Here is a 21,039-nt window from a genome sequence, read left to right as displayed (position 1 = left end):
CTACCGCACGAGGCGGCCGCGGACGACCACGACGACGCCGAGCAGGACCAGGACCAGTAGCGCCACGAACCAGTTGGTCAGCCACCAGACGACGCCCAGCACGATGAGGACCGGAACCGCTGCGATGGCGGCGATCACCGGGCTTTCCTTGACCGTCTCCAGGGCCGAACGCGCCCTGAGCCGATCGATCTCTTTGGCCATGCATTCAGAGTAGGCCCGCCGCGGCCGCACGGCCCGGCCGTTTTCCGCCGATCGGGCTTGCTTGGAGTGCACTCCAGGTGGGTACGGTGGGAGAAGTTGTGGCGGAAGGGGCGAAACCGATGAGTGTGACCATCTCGGATACCGACGGTGACCAGGACCTCTACGAGCGACCCCGCTATTCGATCGGCGAGGTGGCCGAGAAGTCCGGGCTCAGCCGGGACACGCTGCGCTGGTACGAGCGGATCGGGCTGATGAACTACGTCGGCCGCGACGCCGCGGGCAAGCGCCGCTTCAGCGACCGCGATCTGAACTGGCTGGATCTGATCGGCAAGTTGCGCTGCACCGGCATGTCGGTGGCCGACATGCTGCACTACGCCGAATTGGTGCGCGCCGGTGACGCCACCACGCCGCAGCGGCTCGAGATGTTCCGCAAGACCCGCGCGGAGGTCCTGGACCGCATCGAGGAACTGCAGCAGACCCTGACCGTCCTGGACCGCAAGATCACCCTCTACGAAGCGAGAACCGCCGCGCTGCAAGGCATTCCGAGCGAAACGACTCCGGCACCGGAAATCCGGGCTGGCGATCCCGAACCAGGACTGCTAGCACCTACCACCCGGTAGTGCCGAAAGTCAATGCTCGACCCCGAATTTTGATGCCTCGGCTCCTAACGACTTTGCGCGAGTGGGATACTCCAGTAGTGCAGGGGCCCGCAGAGACACCAGACGCCGACCAGGACGCCCGCGACGGCGAAAACCGTCCTGACGTCGGCGCATTCCGCTTCTGGTTCGTCGGTCAACGCTGGGAATGGTCAGACGAGCTGGCGCGGATGCACGGCTACGAGCCGGGCTCGGTGGTACCCACCACCGAACTACTGCTGTCGCACAAACATCCCGCCGACCGGGCCCACGTCCAGGACCTCCTCGACTACGCCCTGCACTCCGGTGAGTCGTTCTCCAGCCGACACCGCTTCATCGATACCAACGGCACCATCCACAACGTGATCGTGGTCGCCGACCGGATGTTCGACGAATCCGGCGCGGTGGTGGGGACCTCCGGCTACTACATCGACGTCACCGACACCCTGGCCGAAGAACGCCAGGAGATCCTCGACGAGACCCTGCCCGAACTGTTCGAGGCGCGCGCCGTCATCGAACAGGCCAAGGGGGTGCTGATGCGGATCTACCGGATCAATGCCGATCAGGCCTTCCGGATCCTACGCTGGCGCTCCCAGGAGACCAATACGAAACTCCGCGCCCTGGCGGCGCGGCTGATCGCCGAACTGGACTCCCTGCCGCCCGCCCCACCGACGGTGCAGAGCCGCTTCGACCACCTGCTGCTGACCGTGCACGAGCGGATACCCACCGAGCCGGGCAACGGCGACCAGGTGAAACGGGCGTAGTCCACGGGTCGCCCGTAATCTTTTACACGGCAACGAACAATTCGAAGACCGAGGCGGGTCCAGGTGAGACGTTTGACGGTCGACCACGAGGTCGGCGACGATGCGGTGATCGTGCGCGCCGTCGGTGACGTGGACATCAGCACCGTCCGGATTCTCGCCGAGCGGCTGACGACAGCGCTGGAACTCGCCTCGGCGCACCCGAGCCGCCTGCTGGTGGTCGACCTGCAGGAGGTGACCTATTTCGGCAGTGCAGGCCTCAACGCCGCACTGGAGTGCCACGAGCAGGGCCTGGCCACGGGAACGACGGTACGGCTGGTGGCCGACACTCCCCGGGTGGTACGCCCGATCCAGGTGACGAACCTGGACAGTGTGCTGTCGGTGTTCCCCACACTCGAGCAGGCGCTGCGAACCGAGGACCCCGAGAAGCAGCCATGAGCGCGGCAGGGGCGCACCGCGACGGTCCGGCGATACCCGCCGACCTGGCCGCCGCGCTCGCCCTGGGCGGTGAAATGGGCCGCCGCTTCGGCGCTTTCGACTGGTCGACACATCCGCTGGGATCCCTGCACACCTGGCCGACAGAATTGCGTTCGATCGTGGCCGCGGCGCTCACCTCGAAGTTCCCGATCGTGCTCTGGATCGGAGCGGCCGAGCTCTATCAGATCTACAACGACGCCTACCTCCCCATCCTCGGCGACAAACACCCCGAAGCGCTCGGTAAGAGTGCGGGCGAGGTGTGGTGGGACATCTGGGATTCGATCCAGCCGATGATCGCCGGTGTCATCGCCACCGGCCAGGCCACCTGGTCGAACGATCTGATGCTGCCGGTGCAGACCGCGGGCCGCCCCGAGGAGCGGTACTTCACCTTCAGCTACAGCCCGCTGATCCACAGTGACGGCGCGGTGTACGGGATCTTCTGCGCGGTCGCCGAAACCACCGAACGGGTGTTGAGCGAGCGCCGCCTGCACGCGCTCAACGCGGTCGCCAGCGCGGTGATGGACACGCGCGCCGTCGACGACGCCGTGCAGGCCGCGGTGACGGTCTGTGCCCAGCAGTCGGCCGACCTGCCGTTCATCGCCGTCTACGTCGAGGATCCGCACTCGCACGACATCACGCTGCGCGGAGCGACCCCCGCGGTGCGGGCTCTGCTCCCGGAATCGGTTGCCCAACTGACGGCCTGGGATCCGGCGCAGTGGTCGCGCTCGACCGTGGCGACGATCGAGGACCTGCCCGCGGTGATCCCGCGCATCACCGAGGTTCTCCCGCACAACTGCCCGGAGCAGGCACTCGTCCTGCCGCTGGGCGACGGGGCGGTGATCGGCGCGGTGGTGATCGGCACCAGCCCCCGGCGCCCGCTCGACGCCCAGTATCGCGGCTTCTGCCGGCTGCTCGCCGACCAGCTGTCGTCGGCCTTCGCCGCCGCGGTCTCCTATGAACAGCAACGTCATCGCGCCGACGCACTCGCCGAACTCGATCGCGCCAAAACCACCTTCCTCACCAATGTCAGCCACGAATTCCGGACGCCGCTGACGCTGCTGCTCGGCCCGCTCGACGACGCACTGGCCGAGGTGGACGACGATCCGGTGCTGGCCGAGCGGCTGAGTACCGCCCGGCGCAACGCCGGTCGGCTGCTGCGCCTGGTGGATTCGCTGCTCGATTTCTCCCGGATCGAGGCCGGGCGCGCGACCGCCCGGCCGGTGTGTACCGATGTGGGCGCGCTGACGGCGCACATCGCCTCCTCATTCAGCGAGCTGTGCCAGCGCGCGGGGCTCGAGTTGATCCTGGATTGTCATCCCGCACTGGCGGATATCGACACCGCCATGTGGGAGACGATCGTGCTGAACCTGCTGTCCAATGCGGTGAAATTCACCTTCCACGGCTCGATCCGGGTCCGGGTGCGGTCGGAGGCCGACGGCTGCCGAATCACCGTGCAGGACACCGGGATCGGTATCGCGCGCCGGGATCTGGATCGGCTGTTCCACCGGTTCTACCGTGCCGACAATGCCCACGGCCGCAGCGTGGAGGGCACCGGTATCGGACTGGCGCTGGTGCGCGGCCTGGTCGAATTGCAGCACGGCAGGATCGAAATCGACAGCGAACTCGACCGTGGCACCACGGTGACCATCCGGCTGCCGAATTCGCTGGCCGCCGTGCCGGTTCACCACTCGCCCGCACCGGTCGACCGCAACAATCCGTACGTCACCGAGGCCGGTCAATGGCTGGTTCCGGCCTCCGAGTCGAGCGGGCACCCGATATCCGGCGACGGGGACAACCGGGCGCTCGTCCTGATCGCCGACGACAACGCCGATATGCGCCATCACCTGGACCGGATCCTGTCGACGCGCTGGGATACGCTGCTGGCCGCCGACGGCGAATCCGCGCTGCGGGCCGTGCGCGAACGCCGCCCCGACGTCATCGTCACCGATGTGATGATGCCCGGGCTGACCGGATTCGAATTCGTCACCGCGCTGCGTGCCGATCCGGTGTCGGCGTCGATTCCGGTGCTGATGCTGTCGGCCCGTGCCGGAAGCGAGTCGGCCAGTGAGGGTTTCGCCCACGGCGCCGACGACTATCTGCCCAAACCGTTCGCCTCTCAGGAGTTGATCGATCGAGTGGCGGCCCGGCTGGCCGCGGCCGCCCGCGAACGAGCCGGTCGCCGCCGCCGCGACGCGGACGTCCTGCGCGAGACGGCGCTGGCCCAGCTCGACGCCGCCCTGCAGGCGACCGATACCGTCGCCGGAATCCTCGCCGCGCTGCTGGACTCCCCGATCGGTTCCGCCCATGCCGCCGCGGCGGCGATCGCGGTACTCGACAGCGAAACCGACCGGATCCGTATCGAATACGCGGGCGCGGTCCCCACCGAACTGCGCGACCGCTACCACCTGTTGGATCTGGACGCGCCCGTGCCGGTCGTGGACGTCATCCGGACCGGCCGGCCCTCGATCGTCACCGACCTCGCAACCCTCGACTCCCGATATCGCCGCTTCGCCGAGGACACCTCTCATTACCTGCGGGCACTGGTGATCCACCCGCTGCGCGACGGGGCGAACCGGGTCTTCGGCGCCCTCACACTGCTGTGGTCGGACGCCCGGCCCTTCGGCCACACCGATCTCGACATCCTCGCCCGAACGGCCGAGATGACCGAGACGGCCCTGACCCGCGTCCAGGTGCTGGCGCGCGAACACCGCATCGCCGTGTCCTTCCAAGAGCACCTGCTCGATCTGGACCGCCGCTCGACCAGCGCGGTCGTCTCGGCGGTGTACCAACCGGCCGGTGAGGCCATGCGCGTGGGCGGCGATTGGTATCTGGTGACGCCGCTGGACCAGCCGGGACGGCTCGGGATCTCGGTGGGCGACGTCGTCGGGCACGGGCTGCCCGCCGCGATCGTGATGAGCAGGCTGCGGGCGGCACTGGCCGCCACCGCCCTGACCGCCGCCGATCCGGCCACCGTCCTCGACACGCTGGACCGCTACGCGGCCACCGTCTCCGGTGCCCGCTGCGCCACCGTCACCTACGCGGTCCTGGATTCGCAGGCGGGTTCGATCGATTACATCGGCGCCGGTCATCCGTACCCGCTGCTGCTCACGCCGGACGGCAGCGCGAATTTCCTCGCCGCGGGCCGCCGTCCCCCGCTGGCGGCCTGGCGTGGTTGCGGAGCCGAGCCCGCCGGGCACGCCCGGCTGCCTCCGGGAAGTCTCGTCCTGCTCTACACCGACGGCCTGATCGAGCGCCCGGACGAAACCCTCGACGAGGGCTTCGAGCGGCTGCGCGAGGCCGTGGCCTCCTGTTCACATCTGCCGGTCGGTGCGGTCTGCGCCGAACTGCTCGACCGCATGGCCCCGCCCGGCGGCTACACCGATGACGTGGCGCTGCTCGCGGTCCGCACCACCCACTCCACTCAGCACAGCCTCGCCACCGCCTTCCCCGCCGAACCGGCGCAGGTCCCGCAGGTCCGAGATCGGCTGCGGCAGTGGCTGAGCACCATCGGGTACGAAACGCACCGGCAGCACGACATTTTGCTGGCCGTGGGCGAGGCGGTCACCAATGCGATCGAACACGCTCACTCGGATCGGCAGGCCACCGTCTCGATCGAGGCGTTCCGGCACCTCGATGGCATCACCGTCACCATCGGCGACTCCGGTCGCTGGTGGCGTGATTCGTCGGCGAGTCACCGCAACGCGCAACGCGGCCGCGGGCTCACACTCATCAATGGACTCGCCGATCACGTCGACACCGTCAGGACGGCCCGGGGAACCCGGATCACCCTGCGGTTCGACGATCCACCCGCATCCTCGTCCCCGGCGAACGGAGTTCACAGATGACCCGAGCCGCCTTCGAACTACATACCGACCGGCTCGGCGCCGCGCCACCGCACGTGGCCGTCAGCGGCGAGGTCGACGTCACCAACGCCCACGACTTCGCCGAATCGGTTGCCGCACTGCCGGGCCCGCGGCCGCTGGTGCTGGAACTGAGCCACCTCGGATATCTCGACAGCGCGGGATTCGCCGCGCTGGACCGGCTGCTCGCCGACGATGCGGTGGTGCTGGTTCTGGCGCCGGGCAGTCCCATTCGCCGGGCGGCCGAACTGGTCCACCTGCCCTTCCACGCCGACGCGGCCACCGCCGTTCGCTCGCTCGGGGACTGACACTCAGCCGATCAACCGGATGGTGTGGCCGGTGTGCTCGGCCTTGGCCCGCAGATAGCGCAGGTTGCTCGCGGTGGCGTGGACACCGGTCGGCATCGTGGCGCGCACGGCGACGCCGAAGGCGCGCAGCTGGCGCGGCTTGTCCGGATTGTTGGTGAGCAGGTCGATTTCGGTGATGCCGAGCGCGGTCAGCATCTGCGCGGCCGCGCCGTAGTCGCGCCCGTCCTCGGGCAGGCCCAGGGCGGTATTGGCCTGATAGGTGTCCAGGCCCACATCCTGCAGGGCGTAGGCGTCGAGCTTGTTGTACAGGCCGATGTCGCGGCCCTCCTGACGCAGATACAGCAGCACGCCGCCGGCCTCGGTGATGCGCTCGACCGACTCGCGCAGTTGCGGGCCGCAGTCGCAGCGGGCCGATCCGAAGACGTCCCCGGTCAGGCATTCCGAATGCAGCCGCACCAGCGGCGTGGACCCGAGGGACCACTCGCCCAGGATCAGGGCGAGATGTTCCTTGCCGTCGGCGAGTCCGTCGAAGGTGACAGCCTCGGCAGCGGTCGAGTAGCCGTCGCCGAAGCTGAGCGGAATGCGCACGCGGGTACGCACCGCGGCCGTCTGTGTCATGGCTGCTCCGTTGTCCGGGTCACATGGTTCAAATTTGAACCCAGTGAATCGTAAAGTTATTCCATTCAGAACAACGGACGGTAGCCTCGCATCATGAGCGTTCCGCGCCGGCTGAACGAAAAGGAGCTGAACGACAAGGAACAGCGCGCCTGGCTGGCCTACCTGGCGTCCGCGAATCTGCTGAGCCGGCGACTGGACCGGCGACTGGAACGCGATGCCGGACTCTCGCACCTGCAGTACGAGATCCTGGCCCGGCTGGCGGCCGCGCCCGAACACGAGCTGCGCATGAGCGAGCTGGCCGCGACGCTGCTCAACTCCAAGAGCAAACTCACCTATCAGATCGATCGGCTGCAACAGGCCGGATTGGTGCGCCGGCGGTCCTGCACCACCGATATGCGCGCGGTGTATGCGGTGCTGACCGAGGCCGGACGGCACCGGCTGGATCAGGCGGCCCCCGGACATGCCGCCGCCGTGCGCGAGATGTTCCTCGATGTCCTGACCGCCGAGCAACTCAGCGCCATCGCCGATGGTTTGAGCGAGGTTATCCGGCGGCTACGCGGCGAGCACTGAATTACTTGCGCCACAGGAGCATCGGAGCCCGGTTACGATGCGTCCGCTATGCAAACATCTCTCCCCGATGCCCGCGTCTGGATCGATGAGCAGAGCCCCGAGCCGTTCCACGCCCTCAACAGGGTGGCGCTCGCGGTCCGCACCGCGGTGGCGGCCGGAGCGTGAGTATGCTCTTGCGCGACAACACATGTCGGATGAGCAGGTATCCGTCGTCATCTGGGTTGCGACGACCATCGGTGCATTCAATCGCGTGTCGATCATGAGCAGGCATCCGGTGCGGGCGCGGAAGGAGAACTGAACCATGACCGAGCAGGCTGTGACCGCAGCCGTCGTCCGCAACGACGCCCAACACCGCTACGAGGTGTGGTACGGGGACAAGCTGGCCGGCTTCGCCGAATACCGGGAACGCGACAGCGACACCGTCTTCATCCACACCGAGGTCGACACCGAATACAGCGGGAAGGGCCTCGGCGGCGCGCTGGCACACGACGCGATCGAGGATGCGGTCGCGCGCGGGCGGGTTATCGTGGCGCGCTGCCCGTTCATCAAGGGCTGGCTGGACAAGCACCCGGAATACGACGAGCACGTGGTGGGCAAGGGTATTCAGAGGTGAGTCGGCCGCGGTACGCCACCTTCACGATTCCGGCGCGCTCTTCGCCGGAATCTCACCGGTGGGCATGGACTGGGTGCCGATGACTCGCAACAGATCCAGTTTCTCCTGGGCGTCGGTGCCCGGGCGTGGGTAGTAGACCAGCAGGTTCTGTGCCGCGTTCGGGGTGAGCAGGGTTTCGCAGACCAGGTCCAGCAGGCCGACCTGGGGGTGGTCGACTCGTTTGGCGTCGGTGACCCGAACGGCCACTTCGTGTTCGGTCCACAACCTCTCGAATTCGGGGCTGGTGGCGCGTAGCCGGGCGACCAGTTCGGTGACATCGGCGTCGCCCGCGCGGCGGGCGGCCGTGGCGCGCAGATCGGCAACGTGTTTGCGGGTCAGGCGGTCCCAGTCCGCGTCGGGGAATTTGGTGCGCTCCTGCGGGTGGGTGAACCACCGCCACATCAGGTAGCGGTCCAGGCCGGTATGGCCGGAGGCGTCGCCCATCAGGATGATGTGCATCCGGTTCTGCACCAGGATCTCGCCCAGATCCGAGACCACGCAGGCCGGAGTGTCGTCGAGCGTGTTCAGCAGGTAGAGCAGCCCGGGGCCGACATGCCGGTCGCCGCCGCCGCGGGCCGGTGCGGGGTGGCCGCACAGGTGGTAGAGGTGGTCGCGTTCGTCGTCGGTCAGCCGCAGGGCGCGGGCCAGCGAACTCAGCACCTGGACCGACGGGCGCGGGCCCCGGGACTGTTCGAGGCGGGTGTAGTAGTCGGTCGACATGCCCGCGAGCAGGGCCACCTCGTCGCGGCGCAGGCCGGGAGTGCGCCGGCGGTTGCCCGGCAACAGGCCCACCTCCGACGGCTGCAGTTGTTCGCGGCGGCGGCGCAGGAAATCGGCGAGTTCGTCGCGGTCCATGCCCCCACTCTGCTCCAGCGGCGGACGCGCAGCCAGGGATCGCCGATCCCCCGATGAACGATCTCTCCCGCATCCTGGGAGCGAGGCGCAGGATTCCAGGTATGACGAATATCGAGAAAGTGCAGCTGGGAGCCGCCGGACCGCAGGTGAGCCGCCTCGGGCTCGGCGCGATGGGCATGTCGGGCATGTACGGACAGGCCGACGAGGCCGAATCGGTCGCCACCATCCACGCCGCCCTCGATTCGGGCGCGAATCTGATCGATACCGGCGATTTCTACGGGATGGGCCACAACGAGGCCCTTATTCACCGCGCCCTCGCCGATCGCAAGCGCGAGGACTATCTGCTCAGCGTGAAGTTCGGGGCCCTGCGCGGGCCGGACGGCAGCTTCGGCGGTGTCGACACCCGGCCCGAGGCGGTGCGCAATTTCCTCGCGTACTCGCTGCAACGGCTGGGCGTCGACTACATCGACATCTACCGGCCCGCCCGCCTGGATCCGGCCGTGCCGATCGAGGACACCGTCGGGGCCATCGCGGAGCTGGTCGAGGCCGGATATGTGCGGCACATCGGCCTGTCCGAGGTGGGTGCCCCGACCCTGCGGCGGGCCGCTGCGGTGCATCCGATCGCGGATCTGCAGATCGAGTACTCGCTGATCTCGCGCGGTATCGAGGCGCAGATCCTGCCGACCGCGCGCGAGCTCGGCATCGGCATCACGGCCTACGGTGTGCTGTCGCGCGGCCTGCTCAGCGATTCGCTGCGCCGCGGCGCCGCCTTCGAGGCCACCGATTTCCGCGCGCACAGCCCCCGCTTCCAGGGCGAGAACCTGACCGCCAACCTGCGTCTGGTCGAGGCGCTGGCAGCCATCGCCGAGCAGCACGACGTCACCGTCGCCCAACTGGCGATCGCGTGGGTCCTCGCCCGAGGCACCGACATCGTCCCGATCATCGGCGCCCGCCGCCCCCACCGCTGGACGGAAGCGGTCGGCGCCCTGGCGATCGAGCTCTCGGACGAGGAACTGGCGGCAATCGAATCCGCGGTCCCCGCCGACCAGGTCGCGGGCGGCCGATACGACGCCGCACAGATGGCAATGCTCGACAGCGAGCGGTGAGCCCTGAGGGAGAGCCCCCACGACAGGGAATATCTCCACCTCCCCGCGCGCACAACTCCGCATCCCCGTCGCCCGGCCGCCAGGCCGGGCGACGGGGCCTCATTGCCCATATGCGCCGTGCAGCAACTCTTCTGCTGGCGGGTGGCAGCCGGTAGGTTCGTCCGAAATTGCTATGGGAGAGAAGTGTTGATGAGGATCACGAAAGCCATTGCGACAGCTGTGCTCTGCCTGAGCGCGACGACGGTGACCGCGGGTGTGGCGGGGGCGGATCCGGTGCCTGCCGAGCGGCCCGGGCTCGGGGTGAACGGCACCGATCACGGGGTCGGGTATCAGGTGGGATTGACCCCGGACAGCAGGGCTGCGGTGAGCACTCTTCAGGCAGGGCGGTTCCTGGCCACGTGGGATGCGGAATCCATTGCGGTGACAGATGATTCGGGACAGATGATCGCGAGCGTGCCGTTGCGCTACGACATCGCCGGTAAGCGCATCGAGCTCACACCCACCATCGAGGAGGCGGGCCGGCGCCTGACACTGACGCCGGCCGCCCAAACCTCGACACCGCTGCGCGATATCGACGCCCAGCAAAGGCTGTTCGATGTCGTACAGGCCAACCTGCCCGCCGTGGCAACGGGCGCGGCGATCGGCGCGGCCATCGGATTCGTGGTCGGATTCCCCGCGGGCCTGTTCGTCCTGGACTTCATCACCGTCCCGATCACCACCGTGCTCGGCGGGCTGATCGGCGGCGCCGCAGGGCTTTACGCCAGCGGCGGCCAGCCCGCCCTGGACACCGCGCTCCAGTCGGTGAACAGCTTCATTGCCTCCGGGGGCGTATTACCGCGGTGAAAGTCGCCGCGGCGACCGTCTTTCCGGTGCCGTCGGTAATATCGACCGGCACCGCGAGCTCGATCGGATTGCGCGCGCGAATCTCGGCGCGCATCCGATCGACCTCCGCCGCAGTCAATTCCGAGGTAGCCGCGAACGGACCCGCCTCCCCCTTGGCACGGGCCCGGTATTCGATCCGGCCGTCGCGGGCCACGATGAACGTCTCCCCCATCAGGTCGACGATCCCGGACACCGACGCCCCCATCGCCGCGGTCTCCGCCAGTCCGAACAACATCGCCGCGTGCAGATCCCCGTTGTGGTTGAGATGTTCCGGCTTGGGCACCATGGTCACCACATTGCGTCCGGCCCGATAGTCCGCCCCCTCGATCCCCGCGAACCGGATGAAGCCCAGCTTCTTGAACCCGGCCATCACCATGTCACCCAGCGCCGCGTCGTCCATCACCACTCCCGTCGGAATTGAAACAAGTTCTAATTTTCATACCCCGCGCGGACGGTGTTGTCCACGGGACGGTCGGTGCCGTCGTGCACTTCGCGCCGTTGCCTGCGCCGAGCGAGCAGGATCGTCACCGCCGCGACGGACGACAGAACGGCACTGATCCAGACGGCCGCCGTCGCGGCACCGGCCGCGCCGATCGCAAGTCCCGCCGCCGCCGGACCGACGGCGGCACCGACATTGAACGCGGTGGTCGCCATCGCTCCACCGAGCCGCGGGGCGGTGGCCGCAGCGGTCCGGACGATCAGGCCGATCACCGTGGATCCGACCGCGAACGAGACAACGCCCGCAACGAGGGTCATGGCGAGCAGGCTCGGCAGCCATCGGGCCGCACACGCCGTGGCGACCCACACCGGAACGAGCGCTCCCGCACCGACGGTGACGATGGGGTGGGCGTACCGGTCGGCGTAGCGACCCGCCGCGGTGACGCCGAGGAACGAGCCGATGCCGAACAGCGCCAAAGCTACCGGAATCCACTGCGGCGCAGCATGCCCGGCATCGGTGACGAGAACGCCGAGATAGGTGAAGGCCGCGAAGGTCGCACCGTTCACCAACGCCCCGCAGCACAGGACGGTGCGCACCGCACGGTCGCCCAGAGCGCGCCACTCGTGCCGGAGCGGGTCGAGAGCCGACTCGGCCCCACCCGGCGATCCGGTCGGCGGGACGAGGCGCCAGGTAGCGGCCAGCGCGGGCAATCCGACCACGACGACCGCCCACAGCGCGGACTGCCAGCCCCAGATCTGGCCGAGCAGCGTGCCGGCGGGGACGCCGACGATGCAGGCCAGGGTCACCCCGGCCAGCACGCTCGAGGTTGCCCTGCCGACCCGGGCGTTCCCGACCAGAGCGGGCAGCGCCGCGAGTGTGACGGCGAGAAATCCGGCATTGGCGATCGCGGCCACCGCGCGGGTGATCAGCAGTATCGCGAATGACGTTGTGCACGCCCCTATGACGTGCGCAGCGAGAAAGGCCAGCAGAAACCCGGCCAGCGCCCGGCGCGTCGACCAGCGGCCCGCAGTCATTGCCATCAGCGGTGCGCCGATGATCATTCCGAGGGCGAACAACGAGGTCAGCAGGCCCGCCGCACCGATCGACACACCGATATCGGCGGCAATGGGTGCAAGCAGGCCCGAGAACATGAATTCCGACGTCCCCTGCGCGAAAACCGCAGCAGCCAGGACGAATACCACGACTGGCATATCTCTCCGAAAGCTTCGTACAGCAAGGACTTACCGCCCGGCACAAGGCCAGGGGCAGGAGGACCGACAGCCGACGGCAGCACAACGACACCGAAGTCATTCGGTGGCAAGGGTTGTCACGCTCGAAGGCCGTCAGGGTGCAACGCACCCGACGGCTAGCGTCTGGAAGCCTCCGGGGAGAACATGACCGCTACCCTAACACCGGCCTCCGGGCCCGGCTCAACTCGATTTCGCAGGTGACGCTCACCTGCGGCGAGCCCGGTAGGCGGCGACGGCGTTGCGGTTGCCGCAGGCGATGCTGCAGTAGCGGCGGGAGCGGTTGCGGGACATGTCCAGGACGATGCCCTCGCAGGATTCGTCGGCGCAGATCGACAGGCGGCTCAGTTCGTCCTCCCGGATCAGGTCGATCATGGCCATGGCGGTTTCCACCGCGATGCGGACGGGCAGCGGAGCGTCGGACGGGACCGCGTGGACGTGGTAGTCGAGGTCGTCGTGCCGGACCAGTTGGGGCACCGCCCGATGCTCGGCGAGAATCTCGTTCACCAGCCCGACCGCGCTGTCGCGGTCGCTGGTGAGAAGCCGGCGCAGGGGCGCGCGCAAGGCACGCACGGCCGTCAACTCCTCGGCGTCGCGGGCGCGTGCGCCGGTGTAGCCATGCCTGACGAAAAACTCGTCCAGCTGCGCGATCTCGGTGATGGCATCCGGCTCTTCCGCCGAATTGACCAGCTCGACCGCCGCGGCCAGCGCCGCAACCGTGTCATGAGCAAAAGACATATTGACATATTACCCCCAACCGCTTAGCGTCATGGGTCATGGGGACGATGACTCATGACATCTCGACACCGAGCCGGCTGCGCACCGGCCTGCTCTTCGCCCTGCTGTCGGCATCGTCCTTCGGCCTGTCCGGCGCGCTGGCACGCGGCCTGATGAATGCGGGCTGGAGTCCCGCCGCCGTCGTCGCCGTGCGCGTGCTGCTCGGCGGTGTCGTACTGCTGCCGATAGCGCTGCGACAACTGCGCGGAGACTGGGACCTGTTGCGCCGCAATGCTCCCCTGATCGTCGCCTACGGCCTGGCCGCCGTTGCGGGCACTCAATTGGCGTACTTCAATGCGGTCGCGCACATGACGGTCGGCGCGGCCCTGTTGATCGAATACACCGCCCCCATCGCGGTAGTGGGCTGGCTCTGGCTATGCCACGGCCAACGACCCACCAGCGCAACGATTCTCGGCGCGGTGCTGGGAATCGCGGGCCTGTTTCTGGTCCTGGATCTGCTCTCCGGGGTCAGCACGAGCGGCATCGGCATCGCCTGGGCCGTCGCCGCGATGCTCGGCGCGGCAACGTATTTCCTGCTTTCGGCCCGCGGCACGGATACCGTTCCCGGTACGGTGCTCGCCACGGGCGGCCTGCTGCTCGGCGGTCTGACCATTCTGCTGGCCGGCTTCGTCGGTATCGTGCCGCTGCGGGTCACGGCGCGGCCGGTCGTCTTCGCCGGTTTCACCACATCGTGGTGGCCGCCGCTGCTCGCCCTCGGGGTCGTCACCGCCGCGCTCGCCTACGTCTCCGGCATCGCCGCCACGCGATTGCTCGGCTCGCGCCTGGCCTCGTTCGTCGCGCTGACCGAGGTCCTTGCCGCCATACTTTTCGCGTGGATGCTGCTGGGCGAAACGCCCAGGCCCATCCAACTGCTCGGCGGCGCACTGATTCTCATCGGCGTCGTAACCGTCCGCCTAGGCGAACAGACCCGGTAACCGAGCCGCGTGGGGCGCCGGTCACGGGCGTCGGTAGGCGGGCGGGAGTGGGCAGCCGCGATCGGAGAGGACCGTGCGGAGCAGGTCCGGACGGTTGGTGATCATGCCGTCTACGCCGAGGTCCAGCAGGGTGGTCATCGTCGGGCGGTCGTCGATCGTCCACGGCACCACGCGCATCCCGCGAGCGTGTGCGGCTCGGACCAGCTCGGGCGTGGTGAACGGGCGGTAGCCGGGGGTGTCGACGGTTGCGTTCTGGGGATCGCCGTGCACGGGGGATACGGCGTCGGCGCCGAAGGATGCGGCTGCGGCGACGTACTTCTCCTGCAAGGTGCCAGGGAAGTCGTCGATGTCTATTCCGCCCAGCCAGGGAGAGGGTCCGGGTTCGCCTGCGCGGAGGAACTGTTGGCCATTGGTGAGGGCGACGATCGGGAGTTCGGGAGCCACCTCCCGCATGCGCATCAAGGCACCCCAGTCGAAACTCTGGATGGTGACGCGGTGTTCCATCCCCGCTCGACGCACTTCAGAGGCGACCACGTCCACGAATTGCTCACGGGGAGCGGTCTGTTCGGGAGCCCCGGCCTCGACCTTGGTTTCGATATTCAACATCACCCCGTCGGCCCGGTATTCGCGCACCAGATCGAAAACCTCCGACAGCAGCGGCATTCGCGCTCCAGGCACAGTCCGCTGCTCGGGGTATCCGTCCAATTGTTTGGAACCACAGTCGATAGTGCGCACCTGCGCCAGCGTCAGATCCCGAATATAGGTCGCGCCAGGGACATACGGAAACTTCGGATCGCCAGGAAACGCCGGTGCCGTATCCACACACTTGGCCGGACTCGGATCCCGATCATGAGTAACCACCGCATACCCATCGCCGGTGATCTGCACATCCAACTCCAATGTGCTCACCCCAACCTCCACCGCATTAGCAAAGGCAGCCAACGTATTCTCAACCACCAACGCCAACCCACCCCGATGCGCCTGCAGATCGAACTGCCGCACTCCATCCGCCGCCGCAGGGATCACCCCGGCGGCCACAACCCCCGCCACCACCAACGCCACCACACCTGTCCCATGCCCTCGGCGCATGCTCCCATCCTGCCGCACATCATCCACACCCCAGTGACGCAAGAATGAACAGCCGCCGAGCTCACACTCCGCCTATGCCCAGGCCCCTACGCCCGGTCAGCGCAGGGGCCGAGAGCATTCGACCGACCTCAGGACAGTCTGTCGAGCACCGCTTGAAGCATGGTCGTTGTCGCCGTATGACGTGCGTCGCCGATCCGCTCGAGTTCGGCTAGCTTGCCCATCGTCGCCGCATGCCGAGCATCGCCGACCTGCTCGAGTTCGGCTAGCTTGCCCATCGTCGCCGCATGCCGAGCATCGCCGACCTGCTCGAGTTCGGCTAGCTTGCCCATCGCCGCCGCATGCCGAGCATCGCCGACCTGTTTGAGTTCGATCAGCATCTCCGTGTGCTGCTCCAGCATTTCCGTGTGCTGGCCCAGCATCTCCGTGTGGTGGCCCAGCATCTCCGTGTGCTGCCCCAACATCTGCGTGTGCTGGCCGAGTGTGGTCTTGATGTCGGCGATGTCGACTGCGGTGGTCTGGGCGAAGGTCTCGAGCCCGCGCAAACGGTTTTCGTGTGTTGCGTCGTTCATCCGTTGATCCCCCTATGTATCGGCGCCGACGGCGGGACCGCCCCGGCAGTAGGACTCTAGCTACGGGCACCGACAACCTGCCAGAAGGCGACACTCCATAGAAGCACTTCGGCCCCCGCTCCGAAGCTCGGAGCGAGGGCCGAAAGTGGTTGGCTACCTACCGATTACCGGTAGTCGCTGAAGCCGTAGTCGTCCAGTGGCACCGCTGCACCGGTTGTCTGGCCGAAGCCGTCCGGGGTGTAGTAGGTGTCGTCGTAGGACGGGACGGCGTAGGCGGCGGCGCGGGCCTCCTCGGTGGGCTGGACCTGGATGTTGCGGTAGCGGTTGATGCCGGTACCGGCCGGGATCAGCTTGCCGATGATGACGTTTTCCTTCAGGCCGATCAGCTTGTCGGAGCGGCAGTTGATGGCCGCGTCCGTCAAGACACGAGTCGTTTCCTGGAAGGACGCCGCCGACAGCCACGAGTCGGTGGCCAGCGAGGCCTTGGTGATACCCATCAGGACCGGGCGACCCGAGGCGGGCTCGCCGCCCTCGGCCACCACGCGACGGTTCGAGGCCTCGAACTCGGCGCGCTCGACCAGCGAACCGGGCAGGAACTCCGTCGCACCCGAGTCGATGATCGTGACGCGACGCAGCATCTGGCGGACGATGACCTCGATGTGCTTGTCGTGGATGGACACACCCTGCGACCGGTACACCTCCTGGACCTCGTGGACCAGGTGGACCTGCACCTGACGCGGGCCCATCACGCGCAGCACCTCGTGCGGATCCGCCGAACCCTCCAGCAGCTGCTGGCCGACCTCGACGTGGTCACCGTCGGCGAGCAGGCGCTCGGTGCCGTCCTCGTGCTTGAACACCCGCAGCCGCTGACGCTTCGACAGCTTGTCGTAGAGCACTTCCTCCGAACCGTCGTCCGGAATGATCGTGATCTTGTAGAAGCGGTCGTCGTCCTCGAGCCGCACGCGACCCGAGACCTCCGCGATGGGGGCCTTGCCCTTGGGCACACGGGCCTCGAACAGCTCCTGCACACGGGGCAGACCACCGGTGATGTCGTCACCGGCGACACCACCCTGGTGGAAGGTACGCATGGTCAGCTGGGTACCGGGCTCACCGATGGACTGGGCGGCCACAATACCCACCGCTTCACCGACGTCCACGAGCTTGCCGGTCGCCATCGAGCGGCCGTAGCACATGGCACACACACCGGTGGCCGAGGTGCAGGTCAGCACCGAACGCACCTTGACCTCGGTGACACCCGCCTCGAGCAGCGCATCGATGGCCGGGTCGCCGATGTCGTGACCCTTCTCGACGATGACATTGCCCTTGGCGTCGACGATGTCGATGGCCGCGGTGCGGGCGTAGGTGCTGGTCTCCACGTGCGGGTCGCGGATGAGGGTGCCGTCGGGCATCTTCTCCGCGATGTGCACGGTGATACCGCGCTCGGTGCCGCAGTCCTCCTCGCGGACGATGACGTCCTGCGACACGTCCACCAGACGACGGGTCAGGTAACCCGAGTCGGCGGTGCGAAGCGCGGTGTCGGCCAGACCCTTTCGCGCACCGTGGGTGTTGATGAAGTACTCCAGCACCGTCAGGCCCTCACGGAAGGAGGACTTGATCGGCCGCGGGATGAACTCACCCTTCGGGTTGGTCACCAGACCCTTCATGCCCGCGAGGGTACGGGTCTGGGTGAAGTTACCCGTGGCACCCGAGTCGACGATCGTGATGATCGGGTTGTCGGCCGGGTAGTGGTTACGCAGCGCCTTACCGACCTCTTCGGTGGCCTCCTGCCAGATCTTGACCAGGGCGTTGTTGCGCTCCTGATGATCGAGGGCACCACGCTGGTACTTCTTCTCGATCTGATCCGACTGCGCCTCGTAGCGCTCCATGATGTCGGTCTTCTCCGGCGGAACCAGAACGTCCGACATGGAGACGGTGACACCGGAGCGGGTGGCCCAGTAGAAACCGGCGTCCTTGAGCTTGTCGACGGTCTGCGCGACCACGATCATCGGGTAGCGCTCGGCCAGATCGTTGATGATCGCGGCCTGCCGCTTCTTCGGCATCTGCTCGTCGATGAACGCGTAGTCCACCGGCAGCAGCTCGTTGAAGATGACCCGGCCCAGCGTGGTCACGGTGGTCCAGGCATCGCCGTGCCGCCAGCCGTCCGGGAACAGCTCCGCCTCGATGTTCTTCGGCGGACGCTGATCGGTCAGACGCACCTTGATCCGCGAACGCACGGTGAGCTCACCGCGGTCGACGGCCATCTGGGCCTCGGCCGGCGAGGAGTACACACCGAACTCCGGGGTGTCCTTGGTGGCCGGCTTGTACTCACCCTTGGCGCCCTCTTCCAGGCGGGTCAGGTAGTACAGACCGGTGACCATGTCCAGACGCGGCATGGCCAGCGGGCGGCCGGACGCCGGGGACAGGATGTTGTTCGAGGACAGCATCAGGATGCGGGCCTCGGCCTGCGCCTCCGCCGACAGCGGCAGGTGCACGGCCATCTGGTCACCGTCGAAGTCGGCGTTGAACGCCTCACAGACCAGCGGGTGCAGCTGGATGGCCTTACCCTCGACCAGCAGCGGCTCGAAGGCCTGGATACCCAGCCGGTGCAGGGTGGGCGCGCGGTTCAGCAGCACGGGGTGCTCGGCGATGACCTCTTCGAGGACGTCCCACACCTGCGGCCGCTGCCGCTCGACCATCCGCTTGGCGGACTTGATGTTCTGCGCGTGGTTCAGGTCGACCAGCCGCTTCATGACGAAGGGCTTGAACAGCTCCAGCGCCATCAGCTTCGGCAGACCGCACTGGTGCAGCTTCAGCTGCGGACCGACGACGATGACCGAACGGCCCGAGTAGTCGACGCGCTTACCGAGCAGGTTCTGACGGAAACGACCCTGCTTACCCTTGAGCAGATCCGACAGCGACTTCAGCGGACGGTTGCCCGGACCGGTGACCGGGCGGCCGCGGCGGCCGTTGTCGAACAGGGCGTCCACCGACTCCTGCAGCATCCGCTTCTCGTTGTTGACGATGATCTCGGGCGCACCCAGATCGATCAGTCGCTTGAGGCGGTTGTTGCGGTTGATGACGCGGCGGTACAGGTCGTTCAGGTCGGAGGTCGCGAAGCGGCCACCGTCGAGCTGCACCATCGGGCGCAGCTCCGGCGGGATCACCGGAACGGCGTCGAGGACCATGCCCATCGGCGAGTTGCCGTTGGTCTGGAACGCGGCCACGACCTTCAGTCGCTTCAGCGCGCGAAGCTTCTTCTGGCCCTTACCCGTCCGGATGACCTCGCGCAGCGACTCGGCCTCGGCCTCGATGTCGAAGTTCTCCATCAGCTTCTGGATGGCTTCGGCACCCATTGCGCCGGTGAAGTATTCGCCGTAGCGGTCCTGCAGCTCGCGGTAGAGCACCTCGTCCACGATCAGCTGCTTGGGGGCCAGCTTGGTGAAGGTGCTCCAGATCTCGTCGAGCCGGTCCAGCTCGCGCTGGGCACGGTCGCGGATCTGGCGCATCTCGCGCTCGCCACCGTCCTTGACCTTGCGGCGGACGTCGGACTTGGCACCCTCGGCCTCCAGCTCGGCCAGGTCGGCCTCGAGCTTCTGGGCGCGGGCCTCGAGGTCGGTGTCGCGCTGATCGGCGACGGCCTTCTTCTCGACCTCCATCTCCGCCTCGAGCGTGGAGAGCTCGTTGTGACGCAGCTCCTCGTCGACGGCGGTGATGACGTAGGCGGCGAAGTAGATGATCTTCTCGAGATCCTTCGGCGCCAGGTCCAGCAGGTAGCCCAGACGCGACGGAACGCCCTTGAAGTACCAGATGTGGGTGACCGGCGCGGCCAGTTCGATGTGGCCCATCCGCTCACGACGCACCTTGGCGCGCGTCACCTCGACGCCACAGCGCTCGCAGATGATGCCCTTGAAGCGCACGCGCTTGTACTTGCCGCAGTAGCACTCCCAGTCCCGGGTGGGACCGAAGATCTTCTCGCAGAACAAGCCGTCCTTCTCCGGCTTGAGCGTGCGGTAGTTGATGGTCTCCGGCTTCTTCACCTCGCCGTAGGACCACTGGCGGATGTCTTCGGCGGTGGCCAGGCCGATCCGGAGTTCATCGAAGAAGTTGACGTCTAGCACGTAACTTCCTTTCCCCTGTTCGGGTTGAGTTTTGAGCAAAATTCGCTGGTTCCAATGCCCGGGTCACCGAGTTCTCCCCAGTGACCCGGACCGAATCGGCTCACTGCGCCAAGTCGTCGACCGTCGCAGCCTCGTTGCGGGACAGGTTGATTCCCAAGTTCGCCGCCGCACGCTCGAGGTCCTCGTCCTCGCCTTCCCGTAGCTCGATCGCGGCGCCGTCCGAAGACAGCACCTCGACGTTGAGGCACAGGGACTGGAGTTCCTTGAGCAAGACCTTGAACGACTCCGGAATGCCCGGCTCGGGGATGTTCTCGCCCTTGACGATCGCCTCGTACACCTTCACGCGGCCCACCACGTCGTCGGACTTGATGGTGAGCAGTTCCTGCAGGGTGTAGGCGGCGCCGTAGGCCTGCATGGCCCAACATTCCATCTCACCGAAGCGCTGACCACCGAACTGCGCCTTACCACCGAGCGGCTGCTGGGTGATCATCGAGTACGGACCGGTCGAACGCGCGTGGATCTTGTCGTCGACCAGGTGGTGCAGCTTCAGGATGTACATGTAGCCGACCGCCACCGGGTACGGGAACGGCTCGCCGGAACGTCCGTCGAACAGGACCGCCTTACCGTCCTCGTTGACCATGGTCTCGCCGTCGCGGTTGGGGAGCGTCGAGCCGAGCAGGCCGGTCAGCTCCTCCTCCTGCGCACCGTCGAACACCGGGGTCGCGATGTTGGTGTCGGCGGGCTGGCCGATCATGTCCTCCGGCAGGTTCTTCGCCCACTCCGGATTGCCGTCGATCTGCCAGCCGCTCTTGGCGATCCAGCCCAAATGGGTCTCCAGGATCTGGCCGATGTTCATACGACGCGGCACACCGTGGGTGTTGAGGATGATGTCGACCGGGGTGCCGTCGGGCATGAACGGCATGTCCTCCTTCGGGAGGAT

Annotated in this window: 19 protein-coding genes and 1 pseudogene; 10 read left to right on the top strand and 10 right to left on the bottom strand. The window is 67.3% G+C overall.

Annotated elements, in window-relative coordinates; all coding sequences use genetic code 11:
• Positions 1-201: a hypothetical protein gene (locus IU452_RS18215; RefSeq protein ID WP_195110289.1), complete on the bottom strand. Its 201-nt coding sequence runs from the start codon at positions 199-201 to the stop codon at positions 1-3.
• Positions 202-320: 119 nt separating this feature from the next.
• Here IU452_RS18215 and IU452_RS18210 point away from each other — a divergent pair, with 119 nt between their 5' ends.
• The 5 genes from IU452_RS18210 (at position 321) to IU452_RS18190 (ending at position 6,242) form a co-directional block, all read left to right on the top strand.
• Positions 321-821: a MerR family transcriptional regulator gene (locus tag IU452_RS18210; protein WP_195110288.1), complete on the top strand. Its 501-nt coding sequence runs from the start codon at positions 321-323 to the stop codon at positions 819-821.
• Positions 822-898: 77 nt separating this feature from the next.
• On the top strand, positions 899-1,600 hold the full coding sequence (locus tag IU452_RS18205) for a PAS and ANTAR domain-containing protein (RefSeq protein ID WP_324192692.1): 702 nt from the start codon (positions 899-901) through the stop codon (positions 1,598-1,600).
• Positions 1,601-1,663: 63 nt separating this feature from the next.
• Positions 1,664-2,035 carry an STAS domain-containing protein gene (locus tag IU452_RS18200; RefSeq protein WP_195110286.1) on the top strand — a complete coding sequence of 124 codons (372 nt, stop codon included), beginning with the start codon at positions 1,664-1,666 and terminating at the stop codon, positions 2,033-2,035.
• Entirely contained in the window at positions 2,032-5,919 is a 3,888-nt protein-coding gene (locus IU452_RS18195; RefSeq protein WP_195110285.1) for a SpoIIE family protein phosphatase, read from the top strand. The genes IU452_RS18200 and IU452_RS18195 overlap by 4 nt, the downstream gene beginning before the upstream one ends.
• Positions 5,916-6,242: an STAS domain-containing protein gene (locus IU452_RS18190; RefSeq protein WP_195110284.1), complete on the top strand. Its 327-nt coding sequence runs from the start codon at positions 5,916-5,918 to the stop codon at positions 6,240-6,242. Before IU452_RS18195 ends, IU452_RS18190 begins: the two co-directional genes overlap by 4 nt.
• A gap of 3 nt (positions 6,243-6,245) precedes the next feature.
• Here IU452_RS18190 and IU452_RS18185 read toward each other — a convergent pair whose 3' ends face one another.
• Positions 6,246-6,860, bottom strand: coding sequence for a GTP cyclohydrolase II (locus IU452_RS18185; protein ID WP_195110283.1), 615 nt, complete (start codon positions 6,858-6,860; stop codon positions 6,246-6,248).
• Between the two features lie 93 nt (positions 6,861-6,953).
• Between IU452_RS18185 and IU452_RS18180 the strand changes: the two genes are divergently transcribed.
• Positions 6,954-7,430 (top strand): MarR family winged helix-turn-helix transcriptional regulator, encoded by a 477-nt coding sequence (locus IU452_RS18180; protein ID WP_195110282.1) that lies wholly within the window; start codon positions 6,954-6,956, stop codon positions 7,428-7,430.
• A 301-nt stretch (positions 7,431-7,731) separates the two neighbouring features.
• The gene (locus tag IU452_RS18175; protein WP_195110281.1) at positions 7,732-8,043 is read left to right on the top strand and encodes a GNAT family N-acetyltransferase; all 312 of its coding nucleotides are present in this window, start codon (positions 7,732-7,734) and stop codon (positions 8,041-8,043) included.
• Between the two features lie 21 nt (positions 8,044-8,064).
• Here the strand turns inward: IU452_RS18175 and IU452_RS18170 are convergent, their stop codons facing one another.
• Positions 8,065-8,937: a helix-turn-helix transcriptional regulator gene (locus IU452_RS18170; RefSeq protein WP_195110280.1), complete on the bottom strand. Its 873-nt coding sequence runs from the start codon at positions 8,935-8,937 to the stop codon at positions 8,065-8,067.
• Between the two features lie 101 nt (positions 8,938-9,038).
• Between IU452_RS18170 and IU452_RS18165 the strand changes: the two genes are divergently transcribed.
• Complete coding sequence (locus IU452_RS18165; protein ID WP_195110279.1) at positions 9,039-10,043, top strand: aldo/keto reductase; 1,005 nt, start codon at positions 9,039-9,041, stop codon at positions 10,041-10,043.
• Positions 10,044-10,232: 189 nt separating this feature from the next.
• Positions 10,233-10,886, top strand: coding sequence for a hypothetical protein (locus IU452_RS18160; RefSeq protein WP_195110278.1), 654 nt, complete (start codon positions 10,233-10,235; stop codon positions 10,884-10,886).
• Here the strand turns inward: IU452_RS18160 and IU452_RS18155 are convergent.
• From IU452_RS18155 to IU452_RS18145, 3 genes are all read right to left on the bottom strand, one after another.
• Positions 10,855-11,325, bottom strand: coding sequence for a PaaI family thioesterase (locus IU452_RS18155; RefSeq protein ID WP_195110277.1), 471 nt, complete (start codon positions 11,323-11,325; stop codon positions 10,855-10,857). The genes IU452_RS18160 and IU452_RS18155 overlap by 32 nt on opposite strands.
• 29 nt (positions 11,326-11,354) lie before the next feature.
• Entirely contained in the window at positions 11,355-12,575 is a 1,221-nt protein-coding gene (locus IU452_RS18150; RefSeq protein ID WP_195110276.1) for a Cmx/CmrA family chloramphenicol efflux MFS transporter, read from the bottom strand.
• A 243-nt stretch (positions 12,576-12,818) separates the two neighbouring features.
• Positions 12,819-13,349: a CGNR zinc finger domain-containing protein gene (locus tag IU452_RS18145; protein WP_195110275.1), complete on the bottom strand. Its 531-nt coding sequence runs from the start codon at positions 13,347-13,349 to the stop codon at positions 12,819-12,821.
• Between the two features lie 38 nt (positions 13,350-13,387).
• Here IU452_RS18145 and IU452_RS18140 point away from each other — a divergent pair, with 38 nt between their 5' ends.
• A complete protein-coding gene (locus tag IU452_RS18140) occupies positions 13,388-14,323 on the top strand; it encodes an EamA family transporter (RefSeq protein WP_195110274.1) in 936 nt (311 codons plus the stop codon).
• A gap of 21 nt (positions 14,324-14,344) precedes the next feature.
• Here IU452_RS18140 and IU452_RS18135 read toward each other — a convergent pair whose 3' ends face one another.
• The 4 genes and pseudogenes from IU452_RS18135 to IU452_RS18120 form a co-directional block, all read right to left on the bottom strand.
• Positions 14,345-15,412, bottom strand: a complete 1,068-nt coding sequence (locus IU452_RS18135) for a glycerophosphodiester phosphodiesterase family protein (protein ID WP_195110273.1) — start codon at positions 15,410-15,412, stop codon at positions 14,345-14,347.
• Positions 15,413-15,540: 128 nt separating this feature from the next.
• Entirely contained in the window at positions 15,541-15,981 is a 441-nt protein-coding gene (locus IU452_RS18130; protein ID WP_195110272.1) for a hypothetical protein, read from the bottom strand.
• 164 nt (positions 15,982-16,145) lie between these two features.
• Positions 16,146-20,099 carry a DNA-directed RNA polymerase subunit beta' gene (locus IU452_RS18125; protein ID WP_195110271.1) on the bottom strand — a complete coding sequence of 1,318 codons (3,954 nt, stop codon included), beginning with the start codon at positions 20,097-20,099 and terminating at the stop codon, positions 16,146-16,148.
• A gap of 100 nt (positions 20,100-20,199) precedes the next feature.
• Positions 20,200-21,039 (bottom strand): annotated as a pseudogene (locus tag IU452_RS18120) (DNA-directed RNA polymerase subunit beta); the annotation flags it as partial.

The organism is Nocardia transvalensis (assembly GCF_015477765.1).
Lineage (GTDB): Bacteria > Actinomycetota > Actinomycetes > Mycobacteriales > Mycobacteriaceae > Nocardia > Nocardia transvalensis_A.
The sequence above is the reverse complement of the archived record's forward strand: the minus strand, read 5'-3'. Positions and strand labels throughout refer to the sequence as shown.